This is a genomic window from Kushneria indalinina DSM 14324 (assembly GCF_003385845.1).
Lineage (GTDB): Bacteria > Pseudomonadota > Gammaproteobacteria > Pseudomonadales > Halomonadaceae > Kushneria > Kushneria indalinina.
Genome location: NZ_QRDJ01000006.1, coordinates 1,163,378 through 1,183,652, shown reverse-complemented (window position 1 = coordinate 1,183,652; position 20,275 = coordinate 1,163,378). Strand labels below are relative to the sequence as shown.

At 57.8% G+C, this 20,275-nt stretch carries 21 protein-coding genes and 1 tRNA gene; 14 read left to right on the top strand and 8 right to left on the bottom strand.

Annotated elements, in window-relative coordinates; translation table 11 throughout:
* Positions 1-162 precede the first annotated feature (162 nt).
* From C8D72_RS05570 to C8D72_RS05545, 6 genes are all read left to right on the top strand, one after another.
* On the top strand, positions 163-1,155 hold the full coding sequence (locus C8D72_RS05570; RefSeq protein ID WP_115853349.1) for a carbohydrate kinase family protein: 993 nt from the start codon (positions 163-165) through the stop codon (positions 1,153-1,155).
* A gap of 55 nt (positions 1,156-1,210) precedes the next feature.
* Complete coding sequence (locus tag C8D72_RS05565) at positions 1,211-1,861, top strand: class II aldolase/adducin family protein (RefSeq protein ID WP_115853348.1); 651 nt, start codon at positions 1,211-1,213, stop codon at positions 1,859-1,861.
* A gap of 289 nt (positions 1,862-2,150) precedes the next feature.
* The gene (locus C8D72_RS05560) at positions 2,151-3,701 is read left to right on the top strand and encodes a sugar ABC transporter ATP-binding protein (protein ID WP_170140507.1); all 1,551 of its coding nucleotides are present in this window, start codon (positions 2,151-2,153) and stop codon (positions 3,699-3,701) included.
* A gap of 39 nt (positions 3,702-3,740) precedes the next feature.
* Positions 3,741-4,748 (top strand): ABC transporter permease, encoded by a 1,008-nt coding sequence (locus C8D72_RS05555; RefSeq protein WP_115853346.1) that lies wholly within the window; start codon positions 3,741-3,743, stop codon positions 4,746-4,748.
* Between the two features lie 56 nt (positions 4,749-4,804).
* Complete coding sequence (locus tag C8D72_RS05550) at positions 4,805-5,857, top strand: substrate-binding domain-containing protein (RefSeq protein WP_115853345.1); 1,053 nt, start codon at positions 4,805-4,807, stop codon at positions 5,855-5,857.
* Positions 5,858-5,927: 70 nt separating this feature from the next.
* Positions 5,928-6,689, top strand: coding sequence for an SDR family oxidoreductase (locus tag C8D72_RS05545; RefSeq protein WP_115853344.1), 762 nt, complete (start codon positions 5,928-5,930; stop codon positions 6,687-6,689).
* Between the two features lie 50 nt (positions 6,690-6,739).
* Here the strand turns inward: C8D72_RS05545 and C8D72_RS05540 are convergent, their stop codons facing one another.
* The gene (locus tag C8D72_RS05540) at positions 6,740-7,633 is read right to left on the bottom strand and encodes a restriction endonuclease (protein WP_245955179.1); all 894 of its coding nucleotides are present in this window, start codon (positions 7,631-7,633) and stop codon (positions 6,740-6,742) included.
* A 379-nt stretch (positions 7,634-8,012) separates the two neighbouring features.
* Here C8D72_RS05540 and C8D72_RS05535 point away from each other — a divergent pair.
* A tRNA-Arg gene (locus C8D72_RS05535) sits at positions 8,013-8,089 on the top strand.
* Between the two features lie 75 nt (positions 8,090-8,164).
* Here C8D72_RS05535 and lpcA read toward each other — a convergent pair.
* A complete protein-coding gene (lpcA, locus tag C8D72_RS05530) occupies positions 8,165-8,752 on the bottom strand; it encodes a D-sedoheptulose 7-phosphate isomerase (RefSeq protein ID WP_115853342.1) in 588 nt (195 codons plus the stop codon).
* A 189-nt stretch (positions 8,753-8,941) separates the two neighbouring features.
* Positions 8,942-9,874, bottom strand: coding sequence for an aromatic alcohol reductase (locus C8D72_RS05525; RefSeq protein ID WP_115853341.1), 933 nt, complete (start codon positions 9,872-9,874; stop codon positions 8,942-8,944).
* Positions 9,875-9,953: 79 nt separating this feature from the next.
* On the opposite strand from C8D72_RS05525, the gene C8D72_RS05520 reads away from it, so the two are divergent.
* From C8D72_RS05520 to C8D72_RS05510, 3 genes are all read left to right on the top strand, one after another.
* Positions 9,954-10,367 (top strand): winged helix-turn-helix transcriptional regulator, encoded by a 414-nt coding sequence (locus tag C8D72_RS05520; protein ID WP_115853340.1) that lies wholly within the window; start codon positions 9,954-9,956, stop codon positions 10,365-10,367.
* A gap of 103 nt (positions 10,368-10,470) precedes the next feature.
* Positions 10,471-11,112, top strand: a complete 642-nt coding sequence (locus C8D72_RS05515) for a LysE family translocator (protein WP_115853339.1) — start codon at positions 10,471-10,473, stop codon at positions 11,110-11,112.
* 98 nt (positions 11,113-11,210) lie between these two features.
* Positions 11,211-11,408, top strand: a complete 198-nt coding sequence (locus C8D72_RS05510; RefSeq protein WP_115853338.1) for a hypothetical protein — start codon at positions 11,211-11,213, stop codon at positions 11,406-11,408.
* A 96-nt stretch (positions 11,409-11,504) separates the two neighbouring features.
* On the opposite strand, the gene C8D72_RS05505 is transcribed toward C8D72_RS05510, so the two are convergent.
* The gene (locus tag C8D72_RS05505; RefSeq protein WP_115853637.1) at positions 11,505-12,038 is read right to left on the bottom strand and encodes an HPP family protein; all 534 of its coding nucleotides are present in this window, start codon (positions 12,036-12,038) and stop codon (positions 11,505-11,507) included.
* Between the two features lie 316 nt (positions 12,039-12,354).
* Between C8D72_RS05505 and C8D72_RS05500 the strand changes: the two genes are divergently transcribed.
* Positions 12,355-12,630 carry a putative quinol monooxygenase gene (locus C8D72_RS05500; RefSeq protein WP_115853337.1) on the top strand — a complete coding sequence of 92 codons (276 nt, stop codon included), beginning with the start codon at positions 12,355-12,357 and terminating at the stop codon, positions 12,628-12,630.
* Here C8D72_RS05500 and C8D72_RS05495 read toward each other — a convergent pair.
* A complete protein-coding gene (locus tag C8D72_RS05495; RefSeq protein ID WP_115853336.1) occupies positions 12,612-13,487 on the bottom strand; it encodes an SDR family oxidoreductase in 876 nt (291 codons plus the stop codon). The two genes, C8D72_RS05500 and C8D72_RS05495, sit on opposite strands and share 19 nt — an antisense overlap.
* Positions 13,488-13,598: 111 nt before the next feature.
* On the opposite strand from C8D72_RS05495, the gene C8D72_RS05490 reads away from it, so the two are divergent.
* Both C8D72_RS05490 and C8D72_RS05485 read left to right on the top strand, forming a co-directional pair.
* Entirely contained in the window at positions 13,599-14,498 is a 900-nt protein-coding gene (locus C8D72_RS05490) for a LysR family transcriptional regulator (protein WP_115853335.1), read from the top strand.
* A gap of 570 nt (positions 14,499-15,068) precedes the next feature.
* On the top strand, positions 15,069-15,647 hold the full coding sequence (locus C8D72_RS05485) for a hypothetical protein (protein WP_115853334.1): 579 nt from the start codon (positions 15,069-15,071) through the stop codon (positions 15,645-15,647).
* Between the two features lie 228 nt (positions 15,648-15,875).
* Here the strand turns inward: C8D72_RS05485 and C8D72_RS05480 are convergent, their stop codons facing one another.
* Together C8D72_RS05480 and C8D72_RS05475 are read right to left on the bottom strand one after the other, a co-directional pair.
* Positions 15,876-17,402 carry a mechanosensitive ion channel family protein gene (locus C8D72_RS05480; protein WP_115853333.1) on the bottom strand — a complete coding sequence of 509 codons (1,527 nt, stop codon included), beginning with the start codon at positions 17,400-17,402 and terminating at the stop codon, positions 15,876-15,878.
* A 279-nt stretch (positions 17,403-17,681) separates the two neighbouring features.
* Positions 17,682-18,587, bottom strand: coding sequence for an alpha/beta fold hydrolase (locus C8D72_RS05475; protein WP_211308763.1), 906 nt, complete (start codon positions 18,585-18,587; stop codon positions 17,682-17,684).
* Between the two features lie 89 nt (positions 18,588-18,676).
* Here C8D72_RS05475 and C8D72_RS05470 point away from each other — a divergent pair, with 89 nt between their 5' ends.
* Positions 18,677-19,261 carry a CGNR zinc finger domain-containing protein gene (locus C8D72_RS05470; RefSeq protein ID WP_115853331.1) on the top strand — a complete coding sequence of 195 codons (585 nt, stop codon included), beginning with the start codon at positions 18,677-18,679 and terminating at the stop codon, positions 19,259-19,261.
* Positions 19,262-19,280: 19 nt separating this feature from the next.
* Here the strand turns inward: C8D72_RS05470 and bla are convergent, their stop codons facing one another.
* Positions 19,281-20,174: a class A beta-lactamase gene (gene bla, locus C8D72_RS05465; protein WP_115853330.1), complete on the bottom strand. Its 894-nt coding sequence runs from the start codon at positions 20,172-20,174 to the stop codon at positions 19,281-19,283.
* Positions 20,175-20,275 lie beyond the last annotated feature (101 nt).

Genomic DNA, 20,275 nt, shown 5'->3' with positions numbered 1-20,275 from the left:
ATTGCTCCTTGCTACCTGAAAAAGACCCTACGAAATGGGAATACCGCACAAAAGAGCGAGGGTGTTTTCATTTGAGTGAAAAGGCTTCGATTTTACCGGGTGGGCGATTAGTGCGTCCAGCTCGAGCGTAAAAGGCCTGACCATCCAGATCGGGAGATTGCCATGTCTGCTTTTGATGCATCCATCGTGGGACTTTATGTGGTCGATGTGCACGGCCGAGCGATCACATCATTACCGGATGAGGGCACCGGTCAGTTCATTGATGACATTGTGTTCACGGTAGCGGGAACCGCCGGGGGGGTAGCGGTCGACTGCGCGCTGCTGGGCATGAATGTCCACGCTGCCGGAGCGCTCGGTAACGATGAGAAGGCTGATTTCATTTTCCACAATCTGGCGGCGTGTGGCGTCGACACCGGCGGGCTTGAACGCCTTGCCCATCTGTCCACCTCGGCATCAATGATTGCCAGCGGCGGTTCCGGTGAGCGGCGCCACTGGCATTTCCGGGGAGCTGCCGGCGGCTACCGACCGGATGCAGCCGCCGTCGAGCGGGCCCTACAAAGCCGCATTGTCCATGTGGGCGGTATCGGGCTGCTGGGTGAATTCGATGGAGAGCCGGCGCTGGATTTCATGCGCCGCGCCAAGGGCAATGGCTGCATAACGACGCTGGACCTGATTTTTGCCCGACCCGAAGTGCGTGAGGCGGTCGATCCACTCATGCCGTGGACCGATTACTTTATCCCCAGCATCGACGAAGCGCAGGTGCTGACCGGTCTTGATGATCCTGACCAAATTATCGACTACTACCTCGAAAAGGGGGCCGCCAATGTGATCCTGACGTTGGGCGAGAAGGGTAGCTATCTGGCTGGACGCGATCTTGACGAGCGGATTCACGTACCGGCGATTGCCGGCTTGCAGCCGGTAGATACGACCGGCTGCGGCGATGGTTATTCGGCCGGCATTATTGTCGGTCTGCATCATGGCTGGAGTCTCGAGTTTTCTGCCTGTTTTGCTACTGCTGTTTCATCGCTTGTGCTATCGGGGCTGGGGTCCAAAGCCGGCATCGTATCGCTGGAAGCTACTCGTGACATCGCTGAGCGACACCATGAGGATTATCGAAGTGGTCGGTATGCCAAAGACATGGCAGGGATAGGATGAACTGTTTCCTTTGCTCTGATGGATGTCTTTTCTTGATAACGCCCGGACAGATGATATGAACGAAAACGACAAGCGGCAGATGATCGTTGATCACTGCCTGGAAATGAACCGGACCGGCCTGAATCAGGGCACTTCCGGCAATATTAGCCTGCGTCACGAGCGGGGGATGCTGATTTCCCCCAGCGGCGTCGATTACCGGGAGATGAGCGCCGATGACATTGTTTTTGTCGATCAGCAGGGCCAGCCGCACGGTGAGCTCAACCCCTCCAGCGAATGGCGTTTTCATCTGGCTATTTTGAACCGATATGACGCGTTCGATGCAGTGGTGCACAGCCACCCTGTGCATGCCACAGCCCTTGCCATGTGCCGTCAGGATATCCCTGCCGCGCACTATATGGTGGCGGCGGCAGGAGGGGAAACGGTGCCCTGCGCGCGCTACGAAACCTTTGGCACTGACGCCCTCTCCGAAGCCCTGCTGGAGGCACTGGAAAACCGACGAGCGTGTCTGATGGCCAACCACGGCATGGTTGCATGCGGCGCAACGCTTGGCCGTGCCATGTGGCTAGCGGTCGAGGTAGAAACGCTGGCACGACAGTACGTGATCGCCAGATCGATCGGAACGCCTCACATACTGGATCGCCAGGAAATGACTCGAGTGATCGATAAGTTCAAGGATTACGGTCGCCAGCCCAATCGTGCTACCTGACATGGGCAGCGCCTGTTCGGCACAGCAGGTGCGCTGTCATAACCTTCTTCCGACCACGGCCAAGCGGTGGTCTATCCCGGGTTTCCGCCTCATGAATGCTTGGTTTTTCCGTTTGTATTGGCGCGGCACAAGGCTCAGGAATTCGATACATCGACTGTCCTATTACGACGAGATTGCGACTAATAGGCGATACCGCTCATAAGAGCGATGTGTTGCTATTTTGTTGGAAGAAAGCTGTTGAGCGCGCCGGGAGGCGATGGCGCTGCTGAGAAAAGGGAAAAGGTGCCTCATGGCGAAGAACGTCGAATACAAAAGCTCGGATGCTGCAGTCGCAGTGGTGGAATACCGGGATATCAGCAAACGCTTTGGTACTTCTGTCGTGCTTGATGAGATCAACCTGTCACTTTATCCGGGTCGAGTCATGGCGCTGATGGGTGAGAACGGTGCCGGCAAGTCCACCATGCTGAGTATTCTGGCCGGTCTGTTGGCGCCCTCTCAGGGGGCCATCGTCGTTGATGGTGAAGAGATCACCGAATATTCGCCTAGTGCCGGGCAGGCAAGTGGCATCGAAATTGTGACTCAGGAACTGTCACTGGTGCCTCATCTGACGGTCGCCAATAACATCTTTCTCGGCCGGGAACTGACGCAAGGCGCTCGCACCGGCGGTTTTTTAAAGTCATCACGGATGACTCAAGAGGCCCAGGCGGCCATTGATGAGTTCGATATTCCGATTGCGGCCGATGATCGTATCGAACAGATCAGCCTTTCATACGCTCAGATTGTTGAAATTATTCGGGCCTGGCATCGACGCCCGCGGGTTCTGCTGCTCGACGAGCCCACCTCATCACTGACGCGCAATGAAACCCGACATCTTTTCGAGATTGTCAGGCGGTTGCGCGATGCCGGTACTTCGGTGGTCTTTACCACGCACAAGATGGATGAAGTCGAGCAGATGGCAGATGACATCGCAGTGCTGCGCGATGGAAAGATCACCCTGACAGCCCCAATCGAGCGTCTCTCGTCAAATGAGATCATCAGCGCCATGGTGGGACGCGAACTGGCTGAACAGCAGCTGGATCTGCCGCCCATCAAAGAGACAGATCCCGTCCTGAGCGTCAGCAACTATGCCACACGTCAGACGTCGGAAGGTCATGAGGGCGTTTTCGATTTCAGCGTTCGACCGGGAGAAATCGTCGGGCTGGCCGGCATCGCCGGCTCAGGGCGCACTGCCTTTTTTAAATCGGTCTATGGCCTGCACACCGCCCGTACCGGCGATGTAAAGCTGGCTCGACAGCCCTACACAAAACGATCGCCGTCGAACTCCCTCAAGCGCGGTTTGATCTATATACCGGAAAATCGCAAGGAGGCCGGATTGGTGCTGTCGCTGGATATTGCGCAGAACACCATTCTGTCCAACCTCGCGCGTTTTACCGGCCCTGGCGGCTGGATCAGGCGCGGGCAGGAGGAAAACGTCAGTCGTGAAGCGCTGGAAAGCCTGCATACCAAATACTTCGGAGCACGCACGCCAGTCGCAGCGCTTAGCGGCGGCAATCAGCAAAAGGCGATGGTGGCGCGCTGTCTGATCGCTGACGACCCCCAGGTACTGCTGCTGGATGAACCCACCCGCGGCATCGATGTGGGGGCCAAAGCGGATATCTACGCCATCATTGTTGACCTGGCCCGTCATGGCATTGCGATCGTGGTCTCTTCATCCGAGCTGCCTGAGTTGATGACGCTTTCTCATCGTATTGCCGTGTTCCGGGATGGCGCCATATGTCAAAGCCTTGAGCGCGATGCGTTTGATGAAAAAGAAATTGTACGTGCCGCTATCGGTGCCTGATTGCCTGCATGTCCCGACCGACCCAAAGGAGAACACTCGATGAGCACAGCCCATACGGAGACAGCCGCTCGCTCGCGACCGCAAAAGACATTCAGTGCGCTGTTCAGTCGCGCTCGCCTTGCGTCGCTGGTGGTCTGGATTGCCTTTGCCTGTTACGTAGTGCCGCTGGCGATTGTCGAGCCCCAGTTCATCTCTTTTTACAACATCATCTCGATTCTGATGTTGATATCGGTGTATGCCCTGATCGGCTTTGGTGAGGGTGTGGTCGTGCTGTCCGGGGGGATCGATCTTTCTGTAGGAAGCGTGGTAGGGCTGGCCGGCGTGGTGGCGGCACTGATCATGCAAGGAAATACCGGCATCGGCTGGGCATTGATAGCAATAGTGGGCGGCGTTTTTGCCGGTATTGTCATCGGCATGCTCAATGGTATCGCTGTAGCGTTGCTCAACATTCCCGCCTTTGTAGCCACTCTGGGAACGCTGTCGATCGCACTGGGATTCGGATACGTACTCAGCAACGGCCAACAGATTTCAATCAACAACATGGCCTTTTTGGATATCTCGGTTTACTCCTGGTTCGGCATTCCGATCCCGATCTACATCATGTTTGCTGTCTTTCTTCTACTTTGGCTCACCTTGTCACGGACCCGGTTGGGTCGCTATGTCTATGCCGTGGGCGGCAATATCCAAGCAGCTTTTGTAGCAGGACTGCCAATTCGGAGAGTATTGATTTCGGCCTTTGTCATCTCCGGAGCATTATCCGGATTGGCGGGAGTGCTTCTGGCTTCGCAGATTACTGCCGGTATTGCCACTACTGGCACTGGCTATGAACTGATTGCCATCGCAGCCCCGGTTATTGGTGGAATCAGTCTGGCTGGCGGCCGCGGCTCAATAGCTGGCGCCCTGTTCGGGGTGATTCTGCTGGGAACCATCGATAACGGTCTGACAATCCTGAACGTTTCGCCGTTCTACCAGCACATTATTAGCGGCTTTATCATCATTCTTGCCGTGTACCTCGACACGGTCGCAAACCGTCGGAAACTGGTCTAGATGGCCGATTTCCATCTGCGGTACGCAAGCCAACCATCCCGAAGGAGAGAATAATCATGAAAAAGGCAAAGTGGTTCAGGCAACTGGTCGTTGGTGCGGCCGTGATGTACGGGCTGTCGCTAATTGGTATGGCGCAGGCTCAGGAGAGTGAAGCACAAGGAAATAACGAGCCGCTGACTATCGGCTACACCGTTTATGCCATGTCCGGCTGGGTCTCCTCGGGGCGGGAAGGTGTCGATGAAGTGGCACGGGCCAACAATATTGATCTGCGCTGGGCCAGCGCCGACAACTCGGTGGCTTCTCAGGTGGCGCACATGAATCAGTTCATTGCTCAGGGGATGGACGCCATCGTGGTCGATGCCGTCGACTCGGCTGCCCTGGGACCACAGATCAAGGCAGCTCGCGATCGCGGTATCCCGGTTATTGGCACCAATGTCAAGATATTTGAGCCTGGCAAGCAGTTTCTCAACGCCTACGTCGGCCCGGATGACATCACGGCGGGTGAAAATCAAACTCGCGCGCTGATCGAGGCAATCGGTGGATCGGGCAACGTGGTCATTTTACAGGGCCCGCTAGGTCAGTCGGGCACGATTGATCGCACCACGGGCATCGAAAACGTTCTGGCCGAACATCCTGACGTTAATGTGCTGGCCATGCGCCCTGGTGACTGGAAGCGGGAGGAGGGCTACAACATCATGGCTTCCTGGCTGTCGCGCTATGGCGAAGAGATTGACGGTGTGATCTCGGAAAACGATGACATGGCAGTGGGCGCGATTCGAGCCATGCGTCAGCGCCGTGTCAACGATATTCCGATTGTCGGGATTGATGGCATTGAAGCAGGCCTGCAAAACGTTGACGCCGGTCGTCAGCTGATGACCAACCTGCAGAATGCACCGCTGCAGCTGGGTATGGCGCTGCAGGTGGCCGCCAACGCCGCTCGGGGCCAAGAGGTGCCCAAAGAGATCTTTATCGAGATGCCCATTGTGAACGAGGAAAATGCCAGCCAGTACTACCAGCAGATGTATGAAAACCGTTCGCAGTTTCTGGCCGACCTGCCCGAGCTGATCCGCCGCAATCTTGCCTCCGGCGATTATGGCTCGCAGCAATAAGGGACTATGGCGTCGCTCTGCTGGACGGCGCCAAGCTTGAAAGCATGTATGCCAACAGGAGGAGGCACCCATGGAATACCGAGGCTACAGCAAGGATTTTTCACTAACCGGACGCCGGGCGCTGATCAGCGGTGGGGCAGCGGGCATCGGTCGCGCCATCGCCGAGCTTTATGTCGAAAAGGGCGCGCGCGTGGCCCTTTTAGATCGCAGCGAAGGGGTTCATGACGCCGCTCGTGACATCGGCGGCGGGGCCATTGCGGTACAGGGCGATGTGACCTCGAGCGACGACGTACAGGCCTGTGTCGAGCATGTGATCGGGGAGCTGGGCGGTATCGATATACTGGTCAATAATGCCGGCATCGTAGCGCTGGCCCCAGCTGAGGAGCTTTCCGAGGCAGACTGGGATGCCACCATGGCCGTCAACCTCAGGGGCGTTTTTCTACTTTGTCAGACGGTGGGGCGGCACATGCTCGAACAGGGTAGTGGACGCATCATCAATATGGCGTCACAGGCCGCGGTGGTCGCGCTGGACAAGCACCTGGCCTACAGCGCCAGCAAGGCGGCGGTGGTCAGCATTACCCAGACACTGGCCAGCGAGTGGGGGCCACGCAACTTGCGTGTGAATGCGATTTCACCCACCGTGGCGCTGACTGAGCTGGGGCAGAAAGCCTGGGCCGGCGAGGTGGGAGAGCAGATGAAACAGAAGATTCCTGCCCGGCGCTTTGTCTATCCGGAAGAGATTGCCGGCTGCGCGCTCTATCTCGCCAGCGATGCCGCCGACATGATCAATGGTGCTAACCTGGTAATTGATGGCGGCTACAGCATTCAGTAGCCGTACTTCGGCCGCCTGCCATGGGCGGCCGGCTACCCTGAGTCAGTGCCTTACTCTTCCAGAAAATAATCGCTGTCCAGCCGCTTGATCTCGAAGCGATCCACGGTCGATACGCCCACGTTGTGATCGATCATCAGGCGCGCGAGCTGCGGGCCGTCGATCAGGATGATGCGGGTTTCAAGACTCGTGACATACTCCTGCGCCTCACGGGTGAAATGCGAGGTGGTGATGAACACGCCCTTGCGTGCCCGCTTGCCGGACAGTGCACCGGAAAACTTCTGGATGTCCGGGCGCCCCACCGGATTCACCCAGCGCTTGGCCTGCAGATAGATGGTCTCAAGGCCCAGCGGGTCTTCATTGATGATGCCATCGATACCGCCATCCCCGCTTTGCCCCACGTTCTGACCGGCCGATTCGCCGCAGCCATAGCCCATGGTCATCAATACATCGATCACCAGCTGCTCAAAGCGCGCCGGGTGGATCTGCTGCATCCGCTCGATCAAATCGAACTCGAGATCGGCGCGAATGGCACGCCACGAGACCTCCATGCTCTCCAGCGGGGTCAGGCAGTCCGGGACATCGTCCAGCGTTTCCTGATCGTCCAGACTGCGGGCGCGGGGCGGGCTGCTGGTGCGACGGCGAAACGCCTGAAACGATTCAAAGCCCATCAGATAGGCCATGTCGATGTGGCGCACTTCGCACAGAGTGACATAGCCCTGCGGCGTGATCGCCACCAGCCCGCGCCCGCACGATTCCAGAAGCCCGGCCTTGCGCAGGTAGCTGGCCGCCCAGGTCACGCGGTTGTTGAACAGATACTGCTGACCGCTGGGGCTGAGCTGATGGCGCTCCTGTGGGGTCAGCTCAAAGGCATCGGCAAGCGGGGCGTAGCTGTCGCGCAGGCGCAGCGTCTCGGCCCCGGCGGCCAGCTGCAAGAGGGGATACATCAAGGAATGAAAATCGGGAATCGGCATGCCGTTGGGTCAGGTGGCTCCAGTGAGGATAAAGAGTAGCAGGGCTGTTCGCGCTGCTGTGTGCCTCATTGTCCTACACCGCCATCTGACTGCCCAGCTCAACCAGCGATGGAATGTCAGGTGGGAAACAACAGGTTGCCGTGGGCGCTTTTCGACATGAAGGCAAAAGGCCGCTCGCGCCAGCGTGCCATGATGACCCCTGCGCACCCTCGCTGATCCAGACCGAAGCCGGCATCGGCGACCGGCTAATGGTGGACGGCGACACAGCGTCTTGAAAAGGCAATGAAATTCACCCTGTTCATGCAGGCGCTGGGCCGCTAGAATGGAGCCCGTTGATGCGCAACGCATCACTGCCCGAGTGGCTCAATTGGATAGAGCAACGGCCTTCGAAGCCGTGGGTTGCAGGTTCGAGTCCTGCCTCGGGCGCCACTTCTCTTGATCGGTTTTGATCAGCCCCCCAGTTACCTTTTCCCGTGTTCGAGCATTGCCTCGCCACCAGCCGCTTCAATCCTTTGATGCCATCAGCTGCTCCACCATCAAAATGATGGAATGAATCACCTTGATGTGAATCTCCTGAATACGATCGGCATAGCCGAAATGCGGTACGCGAACCTCAACGTCGGCCTGGCCTGCCAGTTTGCCGCCATCCTTGCCCGTCAGCAGTATGACGTGCATACCTCGTTCTCTGGCGGCCTCGACTGCCTTGATGATGGTGTCCGAATTGCCGGATGTGGATAGACCAAACAGAACGTCACCCGGTTGCCCCAGCGCCTCGACATACCGTGAAAAGACATGCTCATAGCCGTAATCGTTGGCCACACAAGATAGGTGGCTCGGATCTGAAATGGCGATGGCCGGCAGCCCGGCGCGATGGTCACGAAAGCGTCCGGTCAGCTCTTCAGCAAAATGCATCGCATCGCAGTGCGAGCCGCCGTTGCCGCAGGCCAGCACCTTGCCGCCGGCCTTGAAGCGGGTTGCCAATAGCTCTGCGGCCTGCGTGATGGCCTCGATCTGCGTCTCATCCTGACTGAAACGGGCAAGCACCTCAGCGGCCTCTGTCAGTTGCCTCTGTACGATCTCTTTCAGGTCCATCTGGATATCCCATATCTGTCGTGTCTGTTGGCGAAGTGCTCGTCAGCGGTAAGCATCATCAGTCGTCTGGAAAATGCAAAAAGCGACGACTTTAACGCTCGCAGGGCAGGCTGCCCACTTTCAAATAAAAAACCGCGCCATGCGCGGTTTTTTTGTGGGGCCATCATGGTCATGAAGGGTGTTTGAGCATCACTTCACCAGGTGGCGGCTGATCCATGTGGAAACATCGACCGTTTCGATTCCCTGACGATAATTAAAGGTTGTCTCCTTCGGCCAGGCGACGCCACCGCCGGCTGCGAAAACCGCGTGGTACTTGAGCAGGTTGTTATCGGGATCGGCGGCCAGGGCCTTGCTCAAGTGATCGGTTGACCACGCCTCACGCGTGAGCGTCCGGCCCAGCTGGCGCTCCAATTCATCTGCCATCTCCCCGTAGCTGAGGGTATCCCCCGCAACGAAGATGGTGTCATGTTTAAAGCGTGGTTCGTGAAACAGGATTACCGTGGTCAGAAGCCCGATATCCTCCGGCGTGGTCACCGTCACCCGGTTCTCCCAGCTACCCAGCGCATGCACGCTGTCATGCTCGAGATCCACCACCCCGAAAGAGGGGTCGAACAAAAAGCTGGTGAACATGCCCGTGGCCACAATCAACCATTCAGTGCCACTCTGCGCACGCAGTAAATCACGCACGTCGAGTTGCTCATCGAAAACGTCCTGGGCACTGCCCCGGCCGATCGTGTCGTAGTCGACGCCAAACTGCCACGGCACATAGCGTTTGACCTCGGCTTTCAGTACGGCCTTGGTAATCTTGACCTGAGTACTACGCCCTGCCGAGAAACCGATACAGGAAATGACCGTATCGTAGGGGGCGAGAAGGGCGGCGAGCGCCTCCTGTCCACTGGTGGCCACATCGCCCGCCACCGTCTCGATGCCCAATGCCCTTAGCTGATCGACGTGCTGCTTTTTGGCGGGGTCTGTCGACTCTATCGTGGATGGCCGCAGCTGGGCGTAAATACGCACTGACGGATGCTTGTCAGCGTGTTGGGCCAGGTGGCGCAGCACTTCAAACCCCAGTTCTCCCGCGCCCAGTACCAGTATCGATTCCTGACGGTTAGTGTGATTCATGCTATCTCCAGCGTTGGCGTTTTTGCCCGATCTGGAGGATGTTTACACGTCAGCATTTCCCACATAAGTAGGCACATCAGTGATACCACACGACAACGATGAACTGCTGGCGCGCTCCCGGGCGCTCTGCAATATGATGAAGGACGAAGACGACTGGCTTAAAAGAGAGGTGCTTTCTCACGCCGGTAACCGCTGGGCCTTTGGGGTCATTCACGTGCTCAAGGAAGGGGGGCGGTTAAGGCATGCCGAAATCCGCCGGCGGCTCGAGGGCGTCACACAGCGAATGCTGACAAGAACGCTGCGACAGCTCGAGCGGGACGGACTGATTCTGCGCACGGACCATGAGGAAGTGTCACCGCGTGTTGAATACGAGCTGACCCCACTGGGGGAGGCGTTTCTTCTTCAAATCATCCCGATGTGGCTCTGGATTTTTGAACACGCGGAAGATTTCCGCCAGGCGCGGGACGTCTATTCAAAAAAGCCGAGCGAATAGCGGGAACTCATCCAGCGACGATGTCACCCGCCGAGTGCGGTAGATATCACCTACCCGTGGCTGCGCTACGCTCAACAGACACCACCATCGCCAGGAGCCCTGAATGGGAATCGAGCTTGTCGGGTTTATCGCCGTCGTTGTGCTGGCCTATCTGATCCCGGGGCCGGACTTTTTGCTGGTCAGCCGCTACGCCGTGCAGGAAAAGCGCCTTGGCCTGGCGGCGGCGCTGGGGGCGCAGAGTGGGCTGTGTGTGCATATGCTGGTGGCCGCGCTGGGCCTTTCGGCCATTGCCGCGCAGTCTGCCGAGTTTTTCATGATCGTGCGCTGGCTGGGCGCGGCCTATCTCGTCTGGATGGGCATCACCGTGCTGCGTCAAGGTCGTCATCATACAGCCTCCAGCGATGTTCAGAGCGAGAAAGTTCAGAGCGAGCAGGTTCTGAACGGCCACCGCCGCGCGTTCGCTAACGGTTTTTTGACCAACCTGCTCAACCCCAAGGCGATCGTGTTTTTCCTGAGCGTATTGCCGCAGTTCATGGACCCCGCCGGCGATGCCGTGCGTCAGATACTGATGCTGGGCGTGCTGGATGTGGCGATCGGTGTTGTCTGGTGGTGGGGCGTGGTAGCGGTGATGCAGCAGGTCGCGAATGTTTTGAAACGCCCGCGCGTTCGTCAGTGGTGGAATCGTATTACCGGTGGGTTGATGATCGGTGCCGGGGCGCTACTGGCCCGACACGGCACTGGCTGATGCGCGAAACTGGTTAGAGGCCTACTGGAAAATTTTGGATTAAATGCAGTAACGTCACGAACCTTTCCAGCTCCTTTTTCATACCGGGTATAAAAGACATGTTGAAAGGCATCCTGCTCTGCTGTGGTTTTCTGATCATGCAGCTTGCCCTGCTGCACTACGTCGATGTTCGCCAGGCCAACAGCCGCAGCCAGGTCGAGTACACGCAGACGAAGTCACCACAGGCGAACCCTCGCAACCGGGAAGGGCAGTTGACCCGCCGTGAGGATGAGGACAGCGACGACAGTGCCGTCTGATCATGACCAGTGATACAAAAAAGCCCCGCCAGGTGCGGGGCTTTTTTATGGGTGCGACCTTTAAGGATGTCGGACCATTCGGTCAGAAACCGATATCTAGAGCCAGTGCTGCGGGTAGCGCCGGTGTCTGGCCAGATTGTTGATCACTACCGCCACGAACAGCATCAGCAGGCAGCCGATCCCGACCGGAAAGAATGCGTAGACCCAGCCCAGCTCGTGCAGCTCATTGGAGCCGATCACCGCGATCAGCGCCGTGGCACCGCCGGGCGGGTGCAAAGTATGGGTCAACTGCATGATCAGGATGGAGGTAGAAACCGCCACGGCGGCAGCAATCCAGTTGTCACCCAGCAGCAGCCAGATGACAAACCCACACAGCGCCGAGAGCACGCTGCCGCCGAGGACGTTTCGTGGCTGGGCAAAGGGGCTTTCCGGTGCCGCGTAGAGTAGTACCGAAGTGGCGCCGAACGAGCCGATCATTAACAGCGTATGGGTCTGAAGCGACTGCGCGCTGATCCAGCCCACCCCGGTCATGCCCACAAACGCCCCAACCCACGACCAGAGCGCATCACGCCAGCAGGGTGCGGTACGCGACGCCGCTGTGCCTCTCATCTTGCCCAGATAGTTTTTCACGAAGCCCTCGTCGTGACCGTTCAAAAAAGATCGCGAATAGTGCCACTTGCGCGTAATGCACTGAAATTGCAGATGGCTATAGGGTCAAGTTGTTTTCTGGATGGTCTTGCACAGATATAAGAGGGCGCTAATGGGCAGGGTTTTAAAGACATCAGCCCTGTTATATCGGTCAACACATGAAAGGTATGCTTGGCGAACTTACATACTTTGATGCAGGGCACCTGACGCGGGAAATACCGCACTATTGGTGTTCAGCATCCAGCGTCGTGCATCATCGTCACGGGTCTTTCCAACAACACTCTTCTGGATGGCAGGTATGAGTAAGGTCGTATTGAAAGGTTTTATACAGGTTCCCAGCGACGAGCTTGAGGCCATTAACCAGGAGCTCGCCAACCATTGTCGTCTAACCCTCGAAGAGCCTGGCTGTATCACGTTCAGGGTCATTCAGGAGGAAAACGACCCTTGCCGTTTCAATGTTTATGAAGAGTTTGTTGACCGCGAGGCATTTGAACTGCACCAGCGGCGGGTAGCCGGTTCCGATTGGGGCAAGCTAACCCGTAATGCAGAACGCCACTATGACATTATTGAATGAATGGCATTTGGCAGAGCGGTGTTGGTATCGGCCGAGACTGCAATGTCGCGCTGTGCGTCCAGCGTGGTGAGCCGTCCGTGGTATACGTCATGAAGACGCTGCCATGCCTCTTCCCCATAAACCTGGCGTTTGGGAGCTGGCTCAAGACTGGCGCTTTCGATCATCAGCCAGGCCACCTTGTCGCCATGACTGAACCCGCCGAAGTTGCCTTCCGCTACGGCGCGTCGAACGTCACCTGCCGGCGTCTGGTCGTAGACGGCCAGGGGCTCAGGGCTGATCAGCCCTTCGGCAAAATTGGTCGCGGTTGGCCCCGGCTCGGAAAGCGTGATCGAAATACCGAACGGTGCCACTTCTTGGGCGACCGACTCCACGAACCCTTCGATGCCCCACTTGCTTGCGTGGTAGAGGCTAAAGTTGGGGTAAGCGAGCTGTCCGCCTTCGGAAGAGACCTGAATGATCCGCCCGCCACCCTGTTCGCGCAGATGGGGAATCGCTGCGCGTATGAGCTGAATGGAGCCGATCAGGTTGGTCGCAATCTGCTGCTGGATCTGCTGGTCGCTTAACTCTTCGGCAGCGCCGAACAGGCCATAGCCGGCGTTACTGACCACCACATCGATGCGCCCGAGTTCGCCAAAGGCACTGGCCAGCGTGGTCCGAATGGCGTCGGTGTCCGTCACGTCAAGCTCTGCAGCCCAGAGGCTGTCACCGTATTGCGCTTTTAAATCGTTGAGACGCTCGGGTTTGCGTAGCGTTGCCGCGACGCGATCACCGCGCGCCAGCAGTTGCCGGGTCATCGAGAGGCCAAGACCGCTGGATGCGCCGGTGATGAACCATGTCTTCTGTGCTGGCTGTGTCATGAAACTCTCCATCAGCGAGTCGTCGCCGGATGACGAATGAGACGTCATCTTCGCACTCTGCTATTGCTGCTACTATCCGGCCAATACGGGATGAACCGGTGAAAATAAGCCATGAATGCCAAACCAGACCTTGATGACATCAGTGCACTTTCACTGATTGCCACTTACCGGAGCTTCCGGCGCGCAGCCGATGAGCTGGGCCTTTCACCGTCAACACTGAGTCACCGGATGCGCACCCTCGAAACGACGATGGGCGTTCGCCTGTTGCATCGCACAACGCGCAGTGTCTCTCCCACGCAGGCCGGTCAGCGCTTGATCACTCGAATGAAGCCGGTACTCGAGGAGTTCGACATGGCGCTGGAAAGTGTCAATGACGAACGCGGTCGGCCGAGCGGGGCGCTCCGCATCAATGCCAGCGAGATTGCGGCGCGAATCTTGATGGCAGACGTCATACCGGCTTTTCTGGCGCAGTATCCTGAAATGACACTGGACATCGTGACCGAAGGCCGGCTAGTCGACATTGTGAAAGCCGGTTTCGATGCTGGCGTCAGGCTGGCCGAAGCAGTGCCACAGGACATGATCGCTGTTCCCTTTGGTGGTGATACACGTTTTGTCACTGTGGCCTCACCCCGCTACATCGCCCGCCAAGGCACGCCCGATACGCCCGATGCGCTCTATCAGCACGCCTGTATTCGCCAGCGCCTACCGAGTGGCAAGCGTTATCGATGGGAGTTCGAGCATCAGGGTCAAGAAACGAACGTGGATGTTCCCGGGGTACTGACGCTCGATCATCCGGGGCTGATGGCCAAGGCCGCTGCCAACGATCTGGGCATTGCCTACCTGTCCGAACACGTCGTGCGTCACCGAATCGCTCAGGGCGAACTCGTGACCGTGCTCGATGAATGGTGCCCCCTCATCCCCGGGCTATGCCTTTATTACTCCGGGCGTCGGCATGTGCCATCGGGGCTACAGGCCTTTATCGACATGCTGAAAGAGCAGCATCCTCTGTAGCCCGGATGCGGTCCTGGGTGGGTAGTGCTTCATGCCAACAGATTATCGTTTGCCAATAGTGGGCAGGGTTAAAGAAAAGGAGTGCGGCGCGTTCATTTCATTCTGGCGAGCGAAAGGGGTTCGTGATGGATGCTGCTTTTGTCTTACCTCACCGTTACACAATTTTACTTAATCAGTGCGCTCGAATATTGTGCTGAAAAGACCTGTTGAGCTTCCCGAGGATCGCAAGAGACACACGTTTTCAGGTCAGTGCAGCAACGTGTATCACAAAGCCGGCTTTTGACTTCACGCCACTGAATGTGGCCGGTGTGAAATGCAAGGAAACGCAAGGTTTTGGGACGCCATAAAACCGCCGCGCGGCCCAGTACTGGGGCGGCTCAGCGCCCCCTGCAAGGGTGCAATAAAACCGACCCATTTAGCGCGCAGGCGGGGCGGGGAGTCGACAGCGCGCTAGGGGATCTGAATGAGAAGTTTTGAAGATTTTTTCCATGTGTCAGGAGAGCGGCAGGCGTGTCTGGCCGTGTCTGAGAGCATACGTGTTAGTAGAGTCACTAAAACAGTAGGGGCATAATGACGAACGAGGAATTTGTAGAATTGGCATGTCCACATAGTTGGTTTTTAGTTGCCGACGATCTACATCTACAAGCTGTAGAGCTAAGGCAAAGATTTGGTCGAGGGCACTTGACCCATATTGATCATCGTTCAAAAATAAAAGTCAGTTGGGATAATGCAAATAGGTCAACATTTCTTTTGGCATCTTTTGCGTTGGAAAATTCTATTAAAGCTTTCCTTGTTTATGAAAACCCCGGGTGGATTTCAAATGGTACGCTTGCAAAGAATTTAAGGTCTCACGAACTTACTGACCTAGCAAAAATGTCTACTAATATTCCATACAAGGAAAAAGGTAAAAAAACTCTACGAGCATTTGAAGAGGGTAATGAATCTTGGGCGAGGTACCCATGTGCTTTAAAAAAGGAGGATAGTGCTCAACCTCTCATACTTAATGAAGAGCTTTGGGACAGATATGAGCACCTAATGGCCGCTTACGGTCGCCGTCTCATTCATCTTCTGTCAACACCTTGGAAAGGGCCGCACGGATTTAGAGCTAGATACGAAATCAAAGGTAACTATCTTGGAGCATCTCGGTAGGTATTGCGTAGGGGGCTAAACGATAGATGCAAGAGAGTTTATGGTATACAAAAAGGTATATATATCTGCCTTAATAAAAATAAAATTACTAAAAATCATAGTCTTATGGTTTATTTATAGTCCTGCCTCCCGCCACTTGATCACCGCATTCCGCTCCAAAAAGCCCCGCATTCGCGGGGCTTTTTTGCGTTCTTCATCAGCCCATGAGGCGATAACCTGGCTGCGGCGTTACTCCTTCGGCGCACGCTGGCTCAACAGGTCGGTTTCCTCGCTGGTTCGAGCAATCTCCTGCTCGACCTTTTTCATCAGCTTGTCATCCGGGCGGGCATCGAACAGGGCTTCGGCGCCGGGGTCGCGCAGGATCTGCCGGGCGCGGGCTCTTGCCTGGTGTTTGTCGCTGCCATCCGTCGCGGGCGGTACAGGTGCTGTCTGGCCTTCGGGAGAGGCCGGGGCAGGGGTATCCGTGCGGGGCTGGTCTGCGCTGTTGCCCTGAAGGCGTTCCAGCGCCTGCTCCAGCGAGTGGTTGAATCGCAGGCGGTAAATGGGTTCGGGCAGGCTGAAGCCTTCGCTTTCAAGCGCGTGCTTGGTCTCGCGAATGGTGATGCTGCGGGCCTTGGCAAAGTCGGTGTCGGATTGATCCACCCAGACCTGAAACTCGAGCATGATGTTGGAATCACCCACCTGGGTAATCACGCCCATGGCCCTGGGTTCCTCCAGCACGAAATCCAGTTGGTGCACGGCGTCCAGGCCGACCTTGATGGCGGCGAGCGGGTCGTCACTGGCATCCACGCCCAGCTCAAAGGTGAAGCGCCGCTCCGGGTTGCTGGTGTAGTTGAGAATGGTGCCCTTGAACACATCGGCGTTGGGAATGCGCAGCTGATTGCCATCCAGCGTCATCAGAATCGTGGCGCGGGAGGTCAGCCGCACGACGATGCCTTCCTGGCCGTTGATGACCACCTGGTCGCGCGCCCGAAAGGGCTGGCGAATGCTCAGCATCAAAGAGGCGATGTAGTTTTCGATGGTGTCCTTGACCGCAAAGCCCACGGCGATGCCGATCACGCCGGCCCCGCCCAGCAGCGTGCCCAGCACCGTCTCGGCGCCCATCAGGCTGAGCGCCAGTATCAGCCCGAAGACGATAAAAATGACCCGGACAGTCTGCGACACCAGCGCCGCCACGAACGGGTTGGGCGTTAGGCGCTGCCACAGGCGCTGGCGCCTGGAGAGCCAGGCCCCGAACCACGCGACAAGCCCGAACAGCACAATACCGACCAGCAGCAGGGGCAGGGCCTTGATCAGGCCACGGGCCTGGGCGATCAGCCCCTGCGCGACGGTGGAGACGTTGTCCTGCACATCCAGGGTGCGGTTGATGGCGTCATTGACGGTGACCACATCGGTCAGGCGGCTGGCAAGGCTGATGGCCTGCTGCGCTTTTTTCTCGTTGGCCGTTTCCCCCGAGAGCGTCACCACGCCCTGAACCACGCTGATCTCGACGGCGTTCAGGCCTTCGATCTCGGAAAAGATCCCGGCGATGCGTGTCTGAATGTCGCTGTCCTGACGCGGGCTCGGAGTGGTGTCGATTCCGGGCGCATCCGGGCTTTCTGCCTGCGTGCTGCTGCCGCTCAGGGCCTGGGCGGCGGCGGACAGTTCTTCCGCGGCGTGCGCCGGGGCGCCGATGAGCGCGCTCAGCAGCACCAGCAAAAAGACGCAGGCGCTCAGACGCCGGCAGCCGTAAAGAGAGGGCGGGAAAGCGGCCATGGTGATCCTGTATCGGGTTGGGCTGGGCCTGTCATGAGTGTACCGGGCGACGGGTCCACAAAAATCGGCTGTGCGGGAATACTCTAGTCGAGCGGCGCGCCGTGTGAGGGCGGTGGGGCAATTTTTCAAACCCGCGCGGCCAGGGAGGAAGGTTTTTGGTTGGCGTCCGGATCGCGGTGTGGCGAAGGCGAGATAGTGGTATCACGTTTTGATGGCGCCGCCTCGCCTATAGCTACGAGGCAGCGTCAGTGAGAACGCGATCAGCTAATGGGAGCGCGATCAGCCGATGTGGGTATCCAGAAATGTACGGATGGTCGGGATGATCTCTGCGCCATGGGTTTCGAGCGCGAAGTGGCCGGTATCAAAAAAGCGGATGTCGGCGTTGGGTAGATCGCGTGTCCAGGCCTGTGCGCCCGGCGGAATGAAAAACGGGTCGTGCTCGCCCCACACGGCCAAAAGCGGCGGCTGGTGGCGGCGGAAGTACGCCTGAAATTCCGGATACAGCGCTACGTTGTTGGCGTAATCCAGCACCAGATCGAGCTGAATCTCGGCGTTACCGGGCCGCTGGATCTGCAGGCCTTCCAGCGTGTAACTGTCTGGAGAGACTGCCTCGGGCGTGGAGACTCCTTCCAGATACTGCCATTTGATCGATTCCGGCGTTGGGAAGTCGCGCAGCGCCTCGCGGTTTTCAGGCGTCGGGTTCTTCCAGTAGCGCTGGATCGGCTGCCAGCTGTCACCAAGGCCTTCCTCATAGGCGTTGCCGTTTTGAGAGACCAGCGCGGTAATGCGCTCCGGGTGGTTCAACGCCAGCCGCCAGCCAACCGGCGCGCCGTAGTCATGCACTACCAAGGCATACTCGGAAAGCCTGAGCTGCTCGGTGAATCGCTCGATGGTGCGCGTCAGCCGCTCAAAGGTGTAGGTGTAATCGCTACGTGAAGGAGAATGCGTAAACCCGAAGGCGGGCAGATCAGGGGCAATCACGCGGTAGCGCTCGGCCAGCATCGGAATCAGATCCCGAAACATGAACGAGGAGGCTGCAAAACCATGCAGCAACAGTACTACCGGGGCGTCCGGGTCGCCGGCCTCGCGGTAGAACACTTCAACGTTATCGACCTGCTCGAAACGATAGTGCACAGGGTTCAGTGTGATTTGATCGGGCATTGTGCAAGAGGTTGAGTCCATCATCAGAAACTCCTGTAACCGTTAAATTTCGATTTGAAGGTTACGGCCAGGGCGTGTAACCTGTCAAAAATTATTTAAAGGTTACAGGTTCGATGGACACACCAACCGATGCACCACCGGCGTCACTGTTTGTCGGAAATAACCTCGCACTCGATTTCATCAATACCTGCTACGGCACCGGAGAAGAAGCGCAGGAAGTCTTCACGGACGACGCACGCGTGCTTGAGTGGCTGAAGGCAGCCGAGGTGGTGTCGCCTTCGGTCGAGATTGCCCCCGAGGGATTAATGACGCGGGCGCAAGCGCTCAGGAGCTGTGCGTGGACCGCCCTTGAGGCGGCGCAGGAGGGGAAACCTGCGGAGGTGTCGCTGATCAATGAGATGCTTGCCCAGGGGCAACCTGCTCGGTCACTGGTGTGGAATGACGAAGCAGTAGCTTTCGAGCTCGAACAGCACCGACCGCACCATGACGCTTCTGGTCTGCTGGCACCGATCGCCGAGGCGCTGGTGGCCCTGCTAACCAGCGAGCAGTTTGTTTATGTAAAGCAGTGCGAAGCGCACGACTGCGTACTGCTGTTTCTCGATCAGACCAAATCGCACCGTCGCCGCTGGTGCAACATGGCGACCTGCGGTAATCGCATGAAGGTGGCCGCGTTTCGAGCACGAAAAAAGGGCACTTGATCCTGACGCCGAAAGGACCTCAGACCTTCGCCGCCAGTTTTCCAATCTCGGCAATAACCTGATCGCGCTGCGCCTTGTCGGCCTCCGGCAGGTAGACATAGGCGATGACGATCACCGCCCCGCGATCCGATGGCCAGGCGATGCCAATATCACCGGCATTGCCGACGCTGTTGGTGCCGGTTTTCTCGCCGACCAACCATCCACTGGGCATGCCGGCGCGCAGTCGGGCATCGCCTGTCTTGCCCTCGATCATCCAGGCAGCAAGCTGGTGACGCGAGGCAGGCGAGAGCACTTCGCCCAAAAGCAGGGTGCGCAGGGTCTGCATCATCGCCCGCGGTGTGGTGGTGTCGCGCTCGTCTCCGTCGTGTTCATGCTCGTTGAGCGTCGGCTCGGTGCGATCAAGACGGGTGGTGGTATCCCCGATGCCGCGCAGAAAGGCCGTGACCTCCGCCGGGCCGCCGAGGCTTTCGATCAGCAGATTGGCAGCGGCGTTATCGCTCCACGCCACCGCGGCCTGGCCGAGTTCTGCGATCGTCATGCCCGGGCTGCCCATTTGCTTTTCGGTCACGGGTGTCCAGCCGGTGAGATCAGAAGATTTGATCTCGATGCGCCGATCCAGTGATTCCTCGCCGCGGTCCACTTGTGCCAGTGCGGCGGCCGCGATAAATACCTTGCCTGTACTGTTGAACAAAAATCGCTCATCGCCTCGATGACTCACGACCGCCCCTGTGCCTACATTCATGAGCGCCACGCCCAGCCGCCCTTTGTGTTGCTGTTCCAGCGCCTGAAGCCGACGCGCTACCTCCTGCGTGCTGGAGGTGCTCGACGCTTTGACAAGCGTTGGCAGGGGTAAGGTGGCCAGTGGTAACAATGAGAAAGCACAGAGCAGGCGTCGACGATCGATCAGCTTCATTTGGGCATTCCTGGAGCATGGGAACAGGCAACATAGCCCGAAGCAGTGGCGTAATACAAAGCGGACCCATTCGCCATGAACCCGGTCGTTACAGGAGGTGA